General features: G+C 69.1%; 13 protein-coding genes and 1 pseudogene. 6 read left to right on the top strand and 8 right to left on the bottom strand.

The window, feature by feature from the left end:
• Positions 1–2: 2 nt before the first annotated feature.
• Positions 3–1,031: an ABC transporter substrate-binding protein gene (locus K9S39_RS17865; RefSeq protein ID WP_248864360.1), complete on the top strand. Its 1,029-nt coding sequence runs from the start codon at positions 3–5 to the stop codon at positions 1,029–1,031.
• A 311-nt stretch (positions 1,032–1,342) separates the two neighbouring features.
• Positions 1,343–1,663, top strand: coding sequence for a DMT family transporter (locus K9S39_RS17860; RefSeq protein ID WP_248864359.1), 321 nt, complete (start codon positions 1,343–1,345; stop codon positions 1,661–1,663).
• Between the two features lie 97 nt (positions 1,664–1,760).
• Here K9S39_RS17860 and K9S39_RS17855 read toward each other — a convergent pair whose 3' ends face one another.
• From K9S39_RS17855 to K9S39_RS17840, 4 genes and pseudogenes are all read right to left on the bottom strand, one after another.
• Positions 1,761–2,918, bottom strand: coding sequence for an aromatic ring-hydroxylating oxygenase subunit alpha (locus tag K9S39_RS17855; RefSeq protein ID WP_248864358.1), 1,158 nt, complete (start codon positions 2,916–2,918; stop codon positions 1,761–1,763).
• A 106-nt stretch (positions 2,919–3,024) separates the two neighbouring features.
• Positions 3,025–4,020, bottom strand: a complete 996-nt coding sequence (locus K9S39_RS17850) for an aldo/keto reductase family protein (RefSeq protein ID WP_248864357.1) — start codon at positions 4,018–4,020, stop codon at positions 3,025–3,027.
• A 51-nt stretch (positions 4,021–4,071) separates the two neighbouring features.
• The gene (locus K9S39_RS17845; RefSeq protein ID WP_248864356.1) at positions 4,072–8,325 is read right to left on the bottom strand and encodes a non-ribosomal peptide synthetase family protein; all 4,254 of its coding nucleotides are present in this window, start codon (positions 8,323–8,325) and stop codon (positions 4,072–4,074) included.
• 823 nt (positions 8,326–9,148) lie between these two features.
• Positions 9,149–9,256: pseudogene (locus K9S39_RS17840) on the bottom strand (isocitrate lyase/phosphoenolpyruvate mutase family protein); the annotation flags it as partial.
• Positions 9,257–9,869: 613 nt separating this feature from the next.
• Between K9S39_RS17840 and K9S39_RS17835 the strand changes: the two are divergent.
• A complete protein-coding gene (locus tag K9S39_RS17835; protein WP_248864355.1) occupies positions 9,870–11,030 on the top strand; it encodes a trypsin-like serine peptidase in 1,161 nt (386 codons plus the stop codon).
• Between the two features lie 98 nt (positions 11,031–11,128).
• Here K9S39_RS17835 and K9S39_RS17830 read toward each other — a convergent pair whose 3' ends face one another.
• Both K9S39_RS17830 and K9S39_RS17825 read right to left on the bottom strand, forming a co-directional pair.
• Complete coding sequence (locus tag K9S39_RS17830; protein WP_248864354.1) at positions 11,129–11,905, bottom strand: isocitrate lyase/PEP mutase family protein; 777 nt, start codon at positions 11,903–11,905, stop codon at positions 11,129–11,131.
• 5 nt (positions 11,906–11,910) lie between these two features.
• Complete coding sequence (locus K9S39_RS17825) at positions 11,911–12,393, bottom strand: carboxymuconolactone decarboxylase family protein (protein WP_283113500.1); 483 nt, start codon at positions 12,391–12,393, stop codon at positions 11,911–11,913.
• Between the two features lie 83 nt (positions 12,394–12,476).
• On the opposite strand from K9S39_RS17825, the gene K9S39_RS17820 reads away from it, so the two are divergent.
• Positions 12,477–13,931, top strand: a complete 1,455-nt coding sequence (locus tag K9S39_RS17820; protein WP_248864353.1) for an aminotransferase-like domain-containing protein — start codon at positions 12,477–12,479, stop codon at positions 13,929–13,931.
• Positions 13,932–14,046: 115 nt separating this feature from the next.
• On the opposite strand, the gene K9S39_RS17815 is transcribed toward K9S39_RS17820, so the two are convergent.
• A complete protein-coding gene (locus tag K9S39_RS17815) occupies positions 14,047–14,259 on the bottom strand; it encodes a GntR family transcriptional regulator (protein WP_248864352.1) in 213 nt (70 codons plus the stop codon).
• A gap of 165 nt (positions 14,260–14,424) precedes the next feature.
• Here K9S39_RS17815 and K9S39_RS17810 point away from each other — a divergent pair, with 165 nt between their 5' ends.
• Complete coding sequence (locus tag K9S39_RS17810) at positions 14,425–14,643, top strand: hypothetical protein (RefSeq protein WP_248864351.1); 219 nt, start codon at positions 14,425–14,427, stop codon at positions 14,641–14,643.
• A gap of 5 nt (positions 14,644–14,648) precedes the next feature.
• The gene (locus K9S39_RS17805; protein ID WP_248868841.1) at positions 14,649–14,936 is read left to right on the top strand and encodes a hypothetical protein; all 288 of its coding nucleotides are present in this window, start codon (positions 14,649–14,651) and stop codon (positions 14,934–14,936) included.
• Positions 14,937–15,027: 91 nt separating this feature from the next.
• Here K9S39_RS17805 and rocD read toward each other — a convergent pair whose 3' ends face one another.
• Positions 15,028–16,275, bottom strand: coding sequence for an ornithine--oxo-acid transaminase (gene rocD, locus K9S39_RS17800; protein ID WP_406707962.1), 1,248 nt, complete (start codon positions 16,273–16,275; stop codon positions 15,028–15,030).
• Positions 16,276–16,326 lie beyond the last annotated feature (51 nt).

The raw sequence follows: 16,326 nt of genomic DNA, 5'->3' as shown, positions 1-16,326 counted from the left end.
CCATGGCACGCACTACTCACCCGTCGCGCGCTGCTCGTACCACTCGTACGCGCAAAGCCACCGTCGTCGGCGCCGCCCTCGCGGCCGGTGCCCTGACGCTGTCCCTCTCCGGCTGCGGCGCGGCCGACATGACCAAGCAGGCCTCGCCGTACGCGGCCGTGGGCGGCGCCAAGTCCGTCACCCTGCAACTGGGAACCTGGGTCGGCACGCAAGCCAACGTCGGCGTGGCGAAGTACATCCTGGAGAACGAGCTCGGCTACCGCGTCGACACCGTGCAGGTGGACGAGCAGCCGGCCTGGGACGCGCTCAGCCAGGGCCGGGTGGACGCCATCCTTGAGGACTGGGGCCACCCGGAGGAGGTGCAGCGCTACGTCAAGGAGAAGAAGACGATCACGCCCGGCGGCGACCTGGGCGTCATCGGCCACATCGGCTGGTTCGTCCCCAAGTACTGGGCGGACAAGCACCCGGACGTCACCGACTGGAAGAACCTCAACAAGTACGCCGACGAGCTCCGTACCGCGGAGAGCGGCAAGAAGGGCCAGCTCCTGGACGGCTCCCCGTCCTATGTCACCAATGACAAGGCGCTGGTGAAGAACCTCGGCCTCAATTTCGATGTCGTGTTCGCGGGCTCCGAGGCGGCGCAGATCACCCAGATCAAACAGTTCGCCAAGCAGAAGAAGCCCTTCCTGACGTATTGGTACGAGCCGCAGTGGCTCTTCAACGAGGTGCCCATGGTGGAGGTCAAACTCCCCAAGTACACCGAGGAGTGCGCCGCGAAGGGCGTCGAGGATCCCCAGTCCATCGACTGCGCCTATCCTTCGACGCCGCTGCAGAAGTACCTCAACACGGACTTCGTCAAGAGCGGCAGCGATGCGGCGGAGTTCCTGAAGAAGTTCAAGTGGTCCAAGGAAGACCAGAACGAGGTCTCCGAAATGATCGCCTCGGACGGCCTTTCTGCCGATGAGGCGGCCAAGCGCTGGGCCGACAAGCACCCGGATGCATGGAAGGCGTGGCTGCCGAAGAAGAAGTAGCCGCACGGGCGGTGGTGGGTGCGCCTGCGCCCGTCACCGCCCGGACCCGCCGGGCCCGCGCGTGCCCCCAGCCCTGGCCGCCCCCTGTCGCGCGCTACCTGGCCCGACGGAGAGGTATGTGCAGGTCTGCGGCGCGTGGCTGTAACTCGCCGGTGTCCTGGACATCTGTTCGCGCCGAGTGATCAGATGGCCGACGACCCCGCACATGTGTGCCGAACTGGTTATCGATGCCCAGGAGATGGCCGCGGCAACCGCCGCCTCTCCCTTGCGCGGGCGATTTTCCTGACCGAACCGACAGATTGGGGGCGGCTATGGTCTGGATGCTGCTGCTGAGCGCCATCACCGCCGAGGTCATCGCCACCTCGTTCCTGAAGCTGAGCGAGGGATTAACCAAACTGCTGCCGAGCCTGGTCGTCGGGGTCTGTTACATCGCTTCGTTCACGCTGCTGGCCCAGGCACTCAAAAGGATGCAGCTGGGCATCGCCTACGCGATCTGGTCCGGCCTCGGCACCGCCGCCATCGCGCTCATCGGGATGGTGTTCATGGACGAACCGGCGAACATGGTCAAGGTCCTGGGGATTACCTTGATCATTGGCGGCGTCGTCATGCTCAACCTGACCGGGGACCATTAGTTTCCAGCCACAGATCATCAAGAAGCGGCACCTGTACGCGCGGTGGTGCGAGAGGAGGGCCGGGCGACGACGACCCGGCCCTCCTCTCGGCCGACGTTTACGAATCAGCGGTCGGCCGGTCCCACGGTGGCATGCCGCTGTAGGCGCGTCCGATGAGCGACACCCATCGGTGCACGGAGTCCTCGATCGGGGCGAACGGTCCGGGCCGGTAGTGCGGTGAGGTGAGCCCGCGCTGGACGGACTCGCAGGCATCCCAGTCCTGCAGGTTGATGCGATGCCAGAAGTCAACGGGGCTGTCGTCGAGAACCCCGTCCTGGGCGTACCAGGAGCACTCGACGCGGGAGTGGCCCGGTGAGGACGGCACCAGATGGTGGATCAACACGTAGTCGGGGTGCAGCGAGAGGAACAGGTTGGGGACCAGCGCGGCGTAGAACACCGTCCGTTGATCGACGCCGGGCAGCAGAGCGCCACCGGCCCGCCCGTCCATCGACATGGTCTGCGCACCCTCCGCCAGGTCCATCGTGCCGCCGACCCAGGCTCCCGGCTCGTCGGCGATGTAGCTGGCGCTGTTGGGCGGGGCCACAGCGGTCAGCTCGGGGTGGATGTGCGGGCAGTGGTAGCACTCCTGGTAGTTCTCGACGATCACCTTCCAGTTCGCCGCTACCTCATAGGTGCGAGTGGCGGCCAGCTTCAGCCGCTCGGGCGCGTACGGCGCGACATGGCCGGCGAGCGCTCCCAGGTAGTCGGGGAAGGACGCGGCGTCGCCACTGGCGTTGACGAAGACCCAGCCGTGCCAGACCTCGGCCGGCAGCTCGATCAGCCCGTGGTCCTCCGGCAGGTCCGGGAACCGGGGCGCCGTGCGCAGCGAACCGTCCATTTTGAACGTCCAGGAGTGGTAAGGGCAATGCACCACCCGCTTGCTCGATGAGCAGCCGTCGGCCAGCAGTTCGTGTCCGCGGTGCCGGCAGGTGTTGGCGAACGCGGCAATCCGGTCGCCTTCCCTGGTCAGCAGAACCGGTACGGTCCCCACCTGCCTGGCGTACTGGGTCGCCCCCTCGGGGAAGACCTCGTCCAGCCGGCCGAGGCAGCTCCACGTGCCGGCGAACAGATGACGTCGTTCCCAGGCGAACACCTCTGGCGCGGTGTAGGCCGCCGCCGGCAGCATGCTGGATTTCCCGAACGGTCCCGTCACGCGTTTCAGTTCGTCGAGAGGCAGCGGTGCGTGCGGCCAGTCGGCTGGTGTGGTCGTCGTCATCAGGCGTCCCCTCCGGTAATCAGGCGAGCTAATATCTCGGTTTCTACCGCAGTGCCATTTCCCTGCGCAGTCCAATGAGTCCCGGACGCGCGACTTCCCACGGTCGTCATGGGCGCGGTTCCTGTCGAGCGGTCCGGGCCGGATCTCGTTCGACGACCGGATCCAGTATTTCGTCGATCTGCTTGCACAATTCCTGATCCAGGGCGACACCTGCCACTGCGGTGGTGTCGATCAGTTGCTTCGGGTGGGACGCGCCGACGATCGCGGAGGCGACATCGGGGTTCTGCAACGTCCACGCCACCGCGAGCTGCGCCTGCGTCAACCCGGCCGACTCGGCCAGCGGCCGGAGCCGCTGCACCCGGCTGAGCACCTCGTCGCGCATGAACGGATCCAGCCACTGCCGTCCCTCCGTATCGGCGCCGCGCGATCCGGAGGGCGGCTGCTTGCCTGGCAGATACTTGCCGGTCAGCACGCCCTGCGCGAGCGGCGACCAGACGATCTGTCCCATGCCCAGCTCCGCACAGGCGGGAATCACCTCGGATTCGATGACCCGCCACAGCATGGAGTACTGCGGCTGGTTGGCGATCAGCGGAATGCGCAGTTCCCGGGCGAGCCGGTGTGCGGCGCGGATGTCCTCGGCGGGCCACTCGGACACCCCGATATAGCGGGCCTTACCCGCCCGGACAATGTCGTAGAACGCCTCCATCGTCTCTTCGAGCGGCGTTTCGACGTCGTATTGGTGGGCCCAGTAAATGTCCACGTAATCGGTGCGCAGGCGGCGCAGTGATCCGTCGATCGAGTCCAGTACGTGTTTCCGGGACAGGCCGCGGTCGTTACGTCCGGGTCCGGTCGGCCAGTAGACCTTGGTGCTGATTTCCAGCCCGGCCCGCCGCTGCTGGGCCAGTGCCCGCCCCAATACCTCCTCGGCTCGGGTGTCCGCGTACATATCGGCGGTGTCGAAGGTGGTAATTCCCGCGTCGAGTGCCGCCCCCACACAGGCGTACGCGGCATCCTCGTCGATCTGCTGGCCATGGGTGAGCCAGTTACCGTACGCGATCTCGCTGACCATCAGCCCGCTTTTACCGACATGACGGTGCTCCATCACTTCTCCTCGAAGTCGTTGTCGCCCAACAGGGTTGCCCAACAGGACAGTTCAGTCCTGGCGCCCGCTCGGTGCGGGCAGGAAACCGGATTCAACGAGGTACTGGATGTACCGGTCGAGAAGGAGGCTATCGATTGTGGGGCAGTCAATGCCCGATTCGGCGAGACCCCGCGAGGTGTTGGTCCGGTCGTAGTCGTAATCATCGAGCTGAAGTGAATCCACCGCCGCGCTGACCAGGGCGAGGGTCGCCCGTACCGAGCTGTTCCGGTCGTCGGCGATGACGTCCGCGTGACGCTGGAGCCGGCCCATCCAGTCCTCGTACGGCACGGCCTCGACGGGGTGGCCGGCGGCGCGGATCCGGTCGATGATCGCGTGGATCCTGACGGTCCGTGGATTGGTCAGGTTGAACTCGCCGCCGACCGAGTCCGGATGCAGCGCGAGTCGCACATAAGCCTTGGCGACGTAGTCGACCGGTACCAGGTTCACCTCGGCCCATCCGGCACCGGCGTTCGGCACGGCCCCGACCTCGACACAGGCTCGGATGTAGTGCCACAGTCCGTCATTGACTCCCACGGCACCCGTGGCCGTGTGGCCACCGATCTGCGCAGGCCGGTACACCGCCGAGGGAATGCCGCGCACACGCGCGATGCGGAGCATTTCCTCGGCCACCCATTTGGTGCGCGCATAGCCCTCGGCGGGCATCAGATCCGGATCGACCCGCCGGTCCTCGACCAGGGGCTCCGGGTTGTTCGCCGTCCCGATCAGCGCGCTCGTCGCGGAGACGTAGTGCACCGGCTTGACCCGCTTGCTTGCGGCCAGCCGCAACAGCTCCCGGGTGCCCCCGACGTTGGCCGCCCTGAGCCGGCTGTAAGCGTCGACCAGATTGACCCTTGCACCATTGTGGAAGATCAGGTCAACCTGCTCGGCCAGCATGTCGAACTGCGGTGCCGACAACCCGCACAGGGGCTTTTCCAGGTCAGCGGCGATGGCGGTGATCCGGTCGGGATCCACACCGTCTGCCAGACCGTAGCCGCGCAAGCTGTCCAGAACGCGAACCGCCGCCTCGGTGTCCTCGCTGGCGCGCACCAGGCAGTAGATCTGGGCGTCCGTGCTGTCGAGAAGCTCCCTGAGCACGAACGATCCGACGAAGCCGGTCGCACCGGTCAACAGGACCGTGCGCGGAGCACGGACCACGTCCCGGTCCAGCGGCTCACTGCCCACAGTCGATATGGCCGGGTCGAGGAAGGCTTCCTCGACGAGGTCCACATCGGCGGCGTGTTCCTCGCCGGAGTCCGGGCTGATGAGCAGATCCGCGAGTGCGGCCGCGGTCGGCCTGGCGAATATCTCGTGCACCGGCAGGTCGACACCGATCCGCTGCTTTATCCGGCCGGCCAGGCGGACCGCGAGGATGCTGTTGCCGAACTCGAAGAAGTTGTCGTCGACCCCGACCTGCGGCACCCCGAGCACCTGACTGAACAGTTCACACAGCGTCTCCTCCATCGAGTTGCCCGGCGCGCGACCCGGAGAGCCCGAAGAGCCGGTCGTCGGCCGCGGTGCCGGCAGCGCCGCGCGGTCGAGCTTCCCGTTCGCGTTGAACGGCACGGCGTCCAGCCGCACGAAGGCCGCGGGAATCATGTAGTCCGGGAGCGTCTTGGCCAGGTGTGCCCGCAACGAGGCGGTCGGCAGGTCGGCCGCGCCGGCCCGCATCGGCGCGTTGGCGTAGGAGGCCAGCGGTGCCTTCTCCTCGGCTCCGGGCCGGTAGAGATCGGACAGCACCGGGAAGGCGGGCCCGTCGGCGGCGACCAGGACGCAGTCGAAGCTGCCGTCCGGGGACCCGGACCAGGTGAGGATGGCCTGATATCCCAACCGCTCGGCCAGGACACGGAGTTCCTCGGGATCGACACCGCGCATCTCGGCACGCAGCTCGGACAGCACCGCGCCGATGGCCGCGCCCTCGGCGAGACGGTCGGCGGCGGCGATCTCGTTGGCGATGCGTCCGTTCGGAATTCCCGAGACGCGGACCGGCGCTGACACCGGACGGCCCAGGCGGCCGGCCAACTGGTCCAGCTCGACGATGTCCTGCCCCCACCGCAGGACGGGCAGCTCACCCAGCGACGCGGCCGCGGGCTCGGCCCCGTCCGACTTCTTGCGCAGAACGACGTCGTACCGGTACCGGGTGAACTCGTTGTGATACCGCCCGGGCTTGAGGCGCATGTCCACAGCGGCGACGGAGTCCATCCGGTCGGCGAGAGCGACGTAGAACTCCGGGGGCATCATCAGGTCTTTTTCCAGGGCCAGCGCGTGCTCGACGCCGCGCCGTACCTCGGCGGCATCCGTCCGTTCGTCGGCACGGTGGAGGTGAATCGCGGTCTTCAGGCTACGCAGCAGACCGAGATGGCGTACGTCCCCGACGACGACGGAACCGCCGGGGCGGATCAGGTCCATCGCATTGGTCAGGACCCGCACGAGGTAGTCGACCGTGGGAAAGTGCTGGATCACCGAGTTGATGATGACCAGGTCGAAGAAGTCCTCGGGCAGACCGTCGAGGTCGTCCGCCGGCTGGCACCGCAGCTCGACCTTCTCGGCCAGCGCGGGATCCTTGTCGCACTGGGCCCTGATGTTGTCGATGACCGGAGCGGAGAGATCCGTGCCCCAGTACGCCTCACAGTGCGGCGCCACCCGGGCCAGCGTCAGGCCGGCGCCCACCCCGATGTCCAGGACCCTGCGCGCCCCCAGCGCCCGCAGCCGCGTCGCTGTGTCGTCCTGGATCTCCCTGAGGTGCTCCATCGGGAGCAGCTGCCCGTCGTAGCTGCTCTTCCAGACTCCGAAGTCCTCACCGAGCGGGGGCTGCGCCGAGTCGGTCTCGGTGTAGACCGAGTCGTACACCTTCTGCCACTCGTCGACCTTCTCCCGCGCCGCCTCTTCGGACTCCGCTGGGGTGGCCGGCACCACGTAGGCCACCAGCCGCTGGTCACCGGGGTTGTCCTCGCGCATCACGACCGCCGCCTGGCTGACCAACGGATGCGTGACCGCGGCCGTTTCGATCTCACCGAGTTCGACCCGGTGGCCACGGATCTTGACCTGCCCATCGGCCCGGCCGACGAATTCGAGGTCGCCGTCGGCGGACTGGCGCACCAGGTCGCCCGTGCGGTACATCCGTGACCCGTCTTTATCGAACGGATTGACGACGAAACGTTCCTCCGTCAGGGTTGGCCGATTCAGATATCCACGCGCGACCCCGGCTCCTGCGATGTACAACTCACCGACCTCACCCGGTGGCATCGGCTCCAGCCCGGGACCCAGGACATGGACCTCGGTGTTGGCGATCGGCCGCCCGATCGGCGGCGGGCCGCTGACCTCGTGCAGCGGCGCGATGGTCGACCAGACGGTGGTCTCGGTCGGCCCGTACAGATTCACCACTTCGCGACCGAGTTCGAGCATCGCGGTGGCGACCGTCGGAGGTAGCGCCTCGCCGCCGACCAGCATGCGCAGTCCACGCAGGCTGTCCGGAATCTGCTCGACCAGCATCGCCCACCATGTCGGCGTGCCCTGCGCGAGGGTGACGCCCTGCCGCAGCAGTTCGGCCACGGTCGCCGGCTCGCGGTTGGCGCCCGAGGGCGCGAGCACGATGCCGGCCCCCCGCACCAGCGGCAGGAAGATCTCCACGCCGGACATGTCGAAGCCCAGGACCGAGGTGGCCAGCATCCGGTCGCCGGACGTCAGGCCGAACCGTTCTCCCAGGTCGGTCAGCAGATTGGCCAGATTGCCATGGGTGACCACGACCCCCTTGGGCCGGCCGGTCGAACCGGAGGTGTAGATCACGTAAATAGGGTGGGTGGACCGGAGCGGCGCGACGCGCTCGTCATCCGCCAGGTCACCATCGGCCCCCTCGCCGTTCTCCGCGAACAGTGACCGGACGTCGAGCGGCATGATCGGAACATCGGTGTCTTCCGGTACGAGCGCGCTCGATCCGGTCGTGGTCAACACCAGTTTCGGGCGTACCTCCTCGACCATGAACGCGACCCGCTCAGCGGGCTGCTGGGGATCGATCGAGAAGTACGCGGCCCCCGCTTTGAGTACCGCGAGGAGCGCCACGATCATCTCCTCGGACCTCGGCAGCGCGATAGCCACGAAGTCCTCGGGACCGATGCCGCGTGAGACCAGTGAGCGGGCCAGCCGATTGGCTCCGGAGTTCAACTCGGCATATGTGTATGTGCGGTTCCCGGTGACCAGTGCCACCGCGTCAGGACAGGCATCAGCACACGCTTCGAACAGTACCGGTAATGTCGTCTGTGAAACGCCCACAGAAGGGGCCTCCATTCGTGATAACCAGGAGCGATTTTCAGCAACAGGGGAGCCTCGCCCGCTTCGGGGCTACATCATTCCCCAGAGGATCGCCCGGCCGGGAGCGTACCTTCATCGTTCGCCCAGTAAACCCTGACCAAGATCCAACTGCATCAGGATCCCTGCCTGTTCGGGACGTTGACGCCGTTGCGTGTGGCTGAAAAACCGCAGGTCAAGGCAGTAAGCGAACAACGGGACACCGGGAGGCCAACGTTGGGCGAAGATCGTCGATCATGGTCGGCGGCGGGGCGTGCAAGTGCCGGGCAGCTCGGCGAGTTGACCCGGAGAGTCGACTTGCTACGGCGTCGAGGAGAACCCGGAAGTCTGGAAGAAGTGACCGTCGGTCCGAGGAAGCACTCGCCACGCCTCGGACATGATTCGCGCCCGCGGCCCGGCTCCATATTCCTGTCGGAATCGCGCACCCCTCCCTATCGGATCGCCATCCCAGCGGAATCGCATATTCCCTTGGGTAGACGGATCCGGGCCCTGGCTCGTTCTCAAGGTGCACGCTGGGCGGCGATCCCGCGCCGATAAGCAAGGTACGTCCTCTCTGCTGCCGCCCGATCAGATGGGGAGCGCCCCGTACGCGATTCCCGGAATGGTCGTCGTCCCGGCCTCCGGAGGAAAGCGCCGGGTGACGCTCTCCGCGGAAGCATGTGTGGCGGGGCGCTACCTCGCGGCCGTCGCGTCCGGCCCCGGCTTCCGGGAGGCGCTGTCGTCGCTGCGGCGGGGCGTCCGCCCGACTATCGCCCCCGCCCCGCTCACGCCCCCCCCGCAGCCCATCCCGTACCCCCTCCGCCAGCTCCCTGACCGCCGCCATCGCCCGGCGCTGCAACCCCGGGCCGAAGGTGACCTGGGACGCGCCCAGGGCACCCAGCTCGCGTGGCGTCGGGACGGCGTGGCCGTCATCGTTGTTGCCGTCATTGCCGTTGCCGTCACTCGTCCGCATGGCGAGCGACCGATTCCTGTATCCCCGTGCAGCAGGCGCACCAAGCTGGCCCCGCCGGTCACCGACGAAAGGCCCAGCCGCCGTGCCCCTGCCCACGCCGCCGCGATGCCCCAGCCCTGACTGCGACGAGTGGCTGTGGAAGGACACCACGACCACCAACGTCCACTGGGACAACTGGCGATGGTGGTGCCGTCGCTGTGACAAGAGGTGGTACCCGACGCTGGAACAGATCGAGGACTTCCGCCACGGGGCGTCGGGCGGACCGGACCGAGCACAGACCCCTCGCGTCCAGCGGGACCCCAGAGTGGCCCGCCCGTAGGACACGTAGGACTCTCCTCAGGGCCCGTAAGGCCCCCCGGTCCGTAAGGCCCTCCAGCCCGTAGGACACCCCCGGTCCGTAAGACCCCCCGGTCCGTAAGACACTCCGCCTCCCCCCCCGGGTTGGCGGACCACCGTCCCCTGGCCGCCCATCCGGCGCAGCGTGACGGCATAGTAGAGCGAGGCCCCTACGGGGGCATGACAAGCGCTCGTACACGCACCAGGGGGACTCCACTCCATGCCACTCATACGCCGCTCCACCGCGGTTGCCGCCGCGCTGGCCGCCCTGCTCGCGGTCACCGCCACCGCCTGTGGTCCCAGTGACGACAACGCCTCGGCGGCGCCGGACAGTTCGGCCGCCGACAAGGACGGCGGCGGTCTCAAGCTTCCGAAGGGCGTACCGACCAGCATCGACGACCTGAAGAAGTGGAAGGACGGCGGCTGGCAGGACTGGGACAACTGGGCCCGTAAGGCGTCCGATTTCGCCAACCCGATCATCAAGGACCACTGGAAGCCGGACCGGCTGGCACAGGCCAAGGCCGCGCCGGACGTCAGCGTCAACGCCACCGGCGCGGGCAGCGAGTACCCCGCCACCGACCCGGAGCCGCGCGCGATCCGCGCCGAGCAGGTCGCCCGTCCCTACCACAAGCACATGGCGCCGGTCGGGAAGATCTTCTTCGACAGCCCGAAGGGCCCGAAGGTCTGCTCCGGCACGATCGTCGAGGACCCGGCGCACCCGGGCAAGTCCAACCTGGTATGGACGGCGGGCCACTGTGTGCACTCCGGCAAGCGGGGCGGCTGGATGCGGAACATCGTCTTCGTGCCGTCGTTCAACGACTACGGTGTGCCGATGAGCCGGGTCGACCGGACGCCGGCGCAGCAGGTCACGCCGTACGGCCGGTTCTGGGCCGACTGGATCACCACCTCCGGTGAGTGGATCGACATGGGCAGCGAGGAGACCGGCAACGGGGGCTCCGCGTACGACTTCGCGGTGCTGCATGTGAAGCCGGAGAACGGCGGCACCAAGTCCCTCCAGGAGACCGTCGGAGCGGCCGCCCGGGTCTGGTTCAACGCCCCGTCCGCGGACCGCATCAGCTCCCTGGACGCCTTCGGCTACCCCGCGGCACCGCCGTACGACGGCGCCCGCATGATGAACTGCCCCGCCCGCCCCGGCCGCCTCACGATGGAGCAGGGCACGCCCGCCATGCACCGCATCGGCTGCACGATGACGGGCGGCACGTCGGGCGGCGGCTGGTTCGTCAACCGCGGCGGCAAGCTGACCCTGGTGTCCAACACGTCGATCAGCTCCAACGCGCACACCTGGCTGGCGGGCCCGCACCTGGGCCCGGAGGCGGAACGCGTCTTCAACGGGATCAGCCGGAAGTTCGCGGGGCAGTAGGGGCGTAGGGGGAGCAGGCAGCAAGGGCGTTGGTGCGGTGCGGGGCGGGGCAAGGTGCGTCGCCCCGGCCGTGCCTCCCGCCTCCTGCCCGGCTCCCCCTACCCCGCCGCCTCCCGCACCCCCTCCGCCGTCTCCTTCACCGCCGCCATCGCCTGCCGCTGCAGCCCCGGTCCGAAGGTGACCCGGGACGCGCCCAGGGCGCCCAGTTCGCGGGGCGAGGGGCCGTCCGGCGTGGCCAGGGCGTTGAGCGGGAGGCCGATGCCGGCCGCGAGTCCGGCCAGCAGCGGGGGCGGGGCGAGGATCGGATAGACGCAGTCGGCGCCCGCTGCGGCGTACAGGCGGCCGCGGCGTACCGTCTCCGCCGCCCGTTCGCCCTCCTCAACCTCCTCAGCCGCCTCAGCCTCCTCCGTACCCTCGGCGCCGCGCAGGAAGGTGTCGATCCGGGCGTTGATCACCAGCGTGTCGCCCGCCTCCGCGCGTACCTGTGCCAGCCAGTCGGCTTGCTGCTGCGGATCCCGGAGGGCGCCGGACGCGTGGTCGGTGTCCTCCAGGTTGCAGCCGACCGCCCCGGCGTCCATGAGCCGCCCCACCAACTCCTTTGCGGACAGGCCGTATCCGGCCTCCACATCCGCCGAGACGGGGACATCCACCGCCCGGACGATGCGCGCGACGGCCGCGAACATCTCGTCGGGCGGTGTCTGGCCGTCCTCGTAACCCAGGGACGCCGCCACGCCCGCACTGGGGGTGGCCAGGGCTGGAAACCCGGCGTCCGCGAACACCCGCGCGCTGGCCGCGTCCCAGGGGCCCGGCAGGATCAGCGGCGGTTCCGGGCCGTGGTGCAGGGCGCGCAGCGTATGAGCGAGGCGGGCGGACACCGGGCTCACATCTGCCCCGGCACCAGGCGTGTGGTCACGCCGAAGCGGTTCCAGGCGTTGATGGTGGTGATCACGGCGATGAGGTGGGCGAGTTCGGCCTCGTCGAAGTGAGCGGCGGCGCGCTCGTAGACCGCGTCGGGGACGGATCCCTCGGTCAGTACGGTCATCGCCTCCGTGAGGGCGAGCGCGGCTTGCTCCTTCTCCGTGTAGAAACCGGCCGCCTCCTCCCAGGCGTTGAGGAGATAGATCCGCTCCTCCGTCTCACCCGCTTTGCGTGCGTCCTTGACATGCATATCGAGGCAGAACGCACAGCGGTTGATCTGCGACGCGCGGATCTTGACCAACTCGACCAGCACCGGGTCGAGACCCCGCTTGGCCGCCACCTCCAGCGCGAGCATGGCCTTGAAGACCTCGGGCGCGAGCTTCGCCCAGTGCATCCGGGGCCCGTGTTGTTCCGTGTGGGCAGCCTCTTTCCGCTCCGTCGTCATCTCAGTCGTGTTCACAGTCGTCATCTCCGTCGTCATGGCTACGACGCTACGGCGTGAGTGGCACACCTGTATGGTCCACTTCCATGGACAATCCCCGGGCCACTTTCGGGCGTGATCTGCACCTGGACCTCACCGGCCCAGGAGGGGTGCGAGCCGCCCTGATGCGCGCGCTGCGGGAGGCCGTACGGACCGGGCGGCTGGCTCCCGGCACGCGTCTGCCGTCCTCCCGGTCGCTCGCCGCCGACCTCGGCATCGCCCGCAACACCGTCGCCGACGCGTACGCCGAACTGGTCGCCGAGGGCTGGCTCAGCGCGCGCCAGGGCTCCGGCACCCGCGTCGCCGAGCGCACACTGGCGCGGGCCACTCCGCCCGCCCGGCGCGCCCCCGGCCGGGCCCACCGCCCCGACCGGCCGCGCTACGACCTCACCCCCGGCACTCCCGACGTCTCCTCCTTCCCGCGCACCGCCTGGCTGGCCGCCGCCCGCCGTGCGCTGACCGCCGCCCCCAGCGAGGCGTTCGGTTACGGCGATCCCGCGGGCCGCCCCGAGTTGCGTACGGTCCTCGCCGACTACCTCGCCCGCGCCCGCGGCGTACGCGCCGACCCGGACCGGATCGTCGTCTGCACCGGCTTCATGCAGGGGCTGGGTCTGCTCAGCCGGGCGCTGCGCGGGGACGACGGCGGCCCGGCGGGCCGGTCGGCCACGCCCCGGGGACGTACCACGCCCCGCCCCCGGCGCCACCACGAGGACTGGCGCCATGACACGGACTGGGGGCTCTCCGGCGACAACTGGCGCCAGGGCGACGGCCAACTCGCCGTGGAGTCCTACGGCCTCTCCTTCCACCGCAACGTCATCGTCCGCGCCGGGCTGCGCACCATCCCGCTCCCGGTCGATGAACACGGCGCCCGGACGGCGGAGTTGGCCGCCGTCGACGACGTCCGCGCGGCGCTCCTCACCCCCGCCCACCAGTTCCCGACCGGTGTCCCGCTGCACCCCGACCGCCGCGCCGCCGCCGTCAACTGGGCGCGCGCCACCGGGGGCTACATCCTGGAGGACGACTACGACGGCGAACTCCGCTACGACCGCCAGCCGGTCGGCGCCCTCCAGGGCCTGGACCCCGACCATGTCGTCTACATGGGCACCGCCAGCAAAAGCCTCGCACCCGCGCTGCGCCTGGCCTGGATGGTACTGCCGGACCGCCTCGTCGACCGGGTGCTCGCCGTCAAGCGCACCGGCGAATGGGCGTCCGGCTCGCTGGACCAGCTCACCCTCGCCGAGTTTCTCTCCTCCGGCGCCTACGACCGCCACCTCCGTGGGATGCGCCTGCGCTACCGCCGCCGCCGGGACCAACTGGTGTCCGTCCTCGCCGCACGCGCCCCCCCACGTCCACATCTCCGGCATCGCGGCCGGCCTGCACGCCGTCCTCGAACTCCCGCCGGGCACCGAACAGTCCATCGTCCAGGCCGCCCGCCGGCAGGGCCTGGCCGTCGAGGGCCTGACCATGTTCACCGACCCGGCGGGCAACGCGGTCCCTCGTGACGCCCTGGTGGTCGCGTACGGGAGGCCACCGGAGCATGCGTTCGGGAGCGTGGTGGAGGCGCTGGCGCGGGCGTTGCCGCCGGGGGAGTAGCGCCGGGTCGGGCCTGCCCCCGCCTCAGAGGACGAACGTCCCCTTGTTGGGCAGCGTGACCACAAGTCCCCGTTCCCTCAGCTCCGCCACGGCGCGGCGAGCGGTGCCCGGGGCAACGCCGTACTCAGCGCCCATGTCCCGCTCATTCGGCAGGCGTGCGCCCTTCGGCAGCCGCCCTGCCTTGATCTCCGCTTCCACGGCGTCAGCAACCCGCATGTAGACGTAGCCGATTTCCATGGCCCGAACATACGGCCGTGCACTACCCCCGATGTCTGCAGGTGGCGGCATGGGGCTACCTGTGGCGGTATGTAGTGGCCTATAGTGGCTGTGACATGGAAAAGCCCCGAGAACCGCGCCATCGGCCCCCGGGGCAAGCACCGATCGCTGTAAGGAGCGACCGACATGCGAAGCCTATTCGAGTTAGTGGCGAAGCTGCTCTTCCCCTCGCACGGGAGGCACCGCGCCGACAGCCTGTCGGCAGCGCCCGTACTGCCACAGCCGCAGCCTGTTCCCGTGCGCAGGCTCGTCCGGAGCGCGGCGCCAGTACTCCAGATCATCGACGGGGACGCGACGGCAACGGTCCGTCCGTACGTCCTCGCTGCGGAAGGGGCCGACTGGTGACCGGAATGCGTCGACTCCCGTGGGACGGGCCGGAAGGTAAACCCGCGTACCTCTCGGCGGACGGCCGTCATTCCCGGCTGTCCCGCATGGCGGACGAGGTGGAACGGGCGCAGCTCGACACGGCACAGACCGTCGTCAGGCTCGCACGCGAACTGCTGAACGGCGCGGAGGTCGCGGCACTGGACGAAGTGCGCTTCGCGGCGCTCAGGCTGATCGAGTGCCTCACGGACACGCTGCGGGTCGCCGAGTCCCGGATGGCGAGCATTCCGACGCAACCAGACGACCCCGACTAACGGCGCCGCAGCGGCCACAGCGGGCCGAGTCGGAATCGTCCCCCGGTCTCCTGTGGGGGCCGGGCGGCGTCCGCCCACCCGTTGGCGTCGGCTACGCCTCCACCACCTCCCGCAGTTGCTCCAGCCCCCAGTCCAGGTCCTCCTTGCTGATCACCAGCGGCGGCGCGATCCGGATCGTGCTCCCGTGGGTGTCCTTGACGAGGACGCCGCGCGCCATCAGCTGCTCGCACACCGCCCGGCCCGTGCCGCGTGACGGGTTGACGTCCACGCCCGCCCACAGCCCGCGCCCGCGTATCGCGTCCACCGCGCCGCTGCCCGCCAGCAGCCCCAGCTCGCGGTGCAGATGCTCGCCCAGCTCCCGTGCCCGCTCCTGGAATTCGCCGGTCCGCAGCATCGCGATGACCTCCAGGGCAACCGCGCAGGCGAGCGGGTTGCCGCCGAACGTCGAGCCGTGTTCGCCCGGCCCGTACACCCCCAGCACCTCGCGGGAGGACACCACCGCCGACACCGGCACCACACCGCCGCCCAGCGCCTTGCCCAGCACATACATATCGGGCACCACGCCCTCGTGCTCACAGGCGAAGGTGCGGCCGGTGCGGCCCAGGCCGGACTGGATCTCGTCGGCGATGAACAGTACGTTCCGGCTGCGGGCCAGCTCCTGCACGCCCGGCAGATATCCCGGAGGCGGCACCAGCACCCCCGCCTCCCCCTGTATCGGCTCCAGAAGCACCGCGACGGTGTCGGCGTCCACCGCGGCCTCCAGTGCCGCGAGATCGCCGTACGGGACGATCTCGAAGCCGGGGGTGTACGGGCCGAAGTCGTCACGGGCCTCGGTGTCCGTGGAGAAGGAGATGATGGTGGTCGTCCGGCCGTGGAAGTTGTTGTCCGCCACGACGATCTTCGCCCGGCCGTCCGGGATGCCCTTGACCGTGTAGCCCCACTTGCGCGCCGTCTTCACGGCCGTCTCGACCGCTTCCGCGCCGGTGTTCATCGGCAGCACCATGTCCATGGCGCACAGCTCGGCCAGCCGCGTACAGAACTCCGCGAACCGGTCGTGGTGGAAGGCGCGCGAGGTGAGCGTGACGCGTTCCAGCTGGGCCTTGGCCGCGTCGAGCAACCGGGGGTGGCCGTGTCCGAAGTTCAGCGCGGAGTATCCGGCGAGCATGTCCAGATAGCGCCGGCCCTCCACATCCGTCATCCAGGCCCCTTCGGCGGTGGCCACGACGACGGGGAGCGGGTGGTAGTTGTGTGCGCTGTGGGCTTCGGCGGCGGCGATGCAGCGTTCCGTGGTCGTCACCGGGGACTCCGTTCGGTGTGCCGTGCGGGGTGGGGACGTCATGGCTGTTTCCATTGTTGCGCTGGTCAGGACGTTTTGGGCGGGTCCGGAGCC

Origin of the sequence: Streptomyces halobius (genome assembly GCF_023277745.1) — a bacterium.
Classification (GTDB): Bacteria; Actinomycetota; Actinomycetes; order Streptomycetales; family Streptomycetaceae; genus Streptomyces; species Streptomyces halobius.
Note: the sequence above shows the minus strand (reverse complement) of the source record. Positions and strands in the feature narration are given on the sequence as shown.

Bases quoted from the DNA above. Each gene is read 5' to 3' on its own strand.
- K9S39_RS17815 (WP_248864352.1), bottom strand. From the start codon at position 14,259: ATGGAAATCGGCTACGTCTACATGCGGGTTGCTGACGCCGTGGAAGCG.
- rocD (WP_406707962.1), bottom strand. From the start codon at position 16,275: ATGACGTCCCCACCCCGCACGGCACACCGAACGGAGTCCCCGGTGACG.
- K9S39_RS17865 (WP_248864360.1), top strand. From the start codon at position 3: ATGGCACGCACTACTCACCCGTCGCGCGCTGCTCGTACCACTCGTACG.
- K9S39_RS17835 (WP_248864355.1), top strand. From the start codon at position 9,870: ATGCCACTCATACGCCGCTCCACCGCGGTTGCCGCCGCGCTGGCCGCC.
- K9S39_RS17860 (WP_248864359.1), top strand. From the start codon at position 1,343: ATGGTCTGGATGCTGCTGCTGAGCGCCATCACCGCCGAGGTCATCGCC.
- K9S39_RS17820 (WP_248864353.1), top strand. From the start codon at position 12,477: ATGGACAATCCCCGGGCCACTTTCGGGCGTGATCTGCACCTGGACCTC.
- K9S39_RS17850 (WP_248864357.1), bottom strand. From the start codon at position 4,020: ATGGAGCACCGTCATGTCGGTAAAAGCGGGCTGATGGTCAGCGAGATC.
- K9S39_RS17855 (WP_248864358.1), bottom strand. From the start codon at position 2,918: ATGACGACGACCACACCAGCCGACTGGCCGCACGCACCGCTGCCTCTC.
- K9S39_RS17805 (WP_248868841.1), top strand. From the start codon at position 14,649: ATGCGTCGACTCCCGTGGGACGGGCCGGAAGGTAAACCCGCGTACCTC.
- K9S39_RS17825 (WP_283113500.1), bottom strand. From the start codon at position 12,393: ATGACGACGGAGCGGAAAGAGGCTGCCCACACGGAACAACACGGGCCC.
- K9S39_RS17810 (WP_248864351.1), top strand. From the start codon at position 14,425: ATGCGAAGCCTATTCGAGTTAGTGGCGAAGCTGCTCTTCCCCTCGCAC.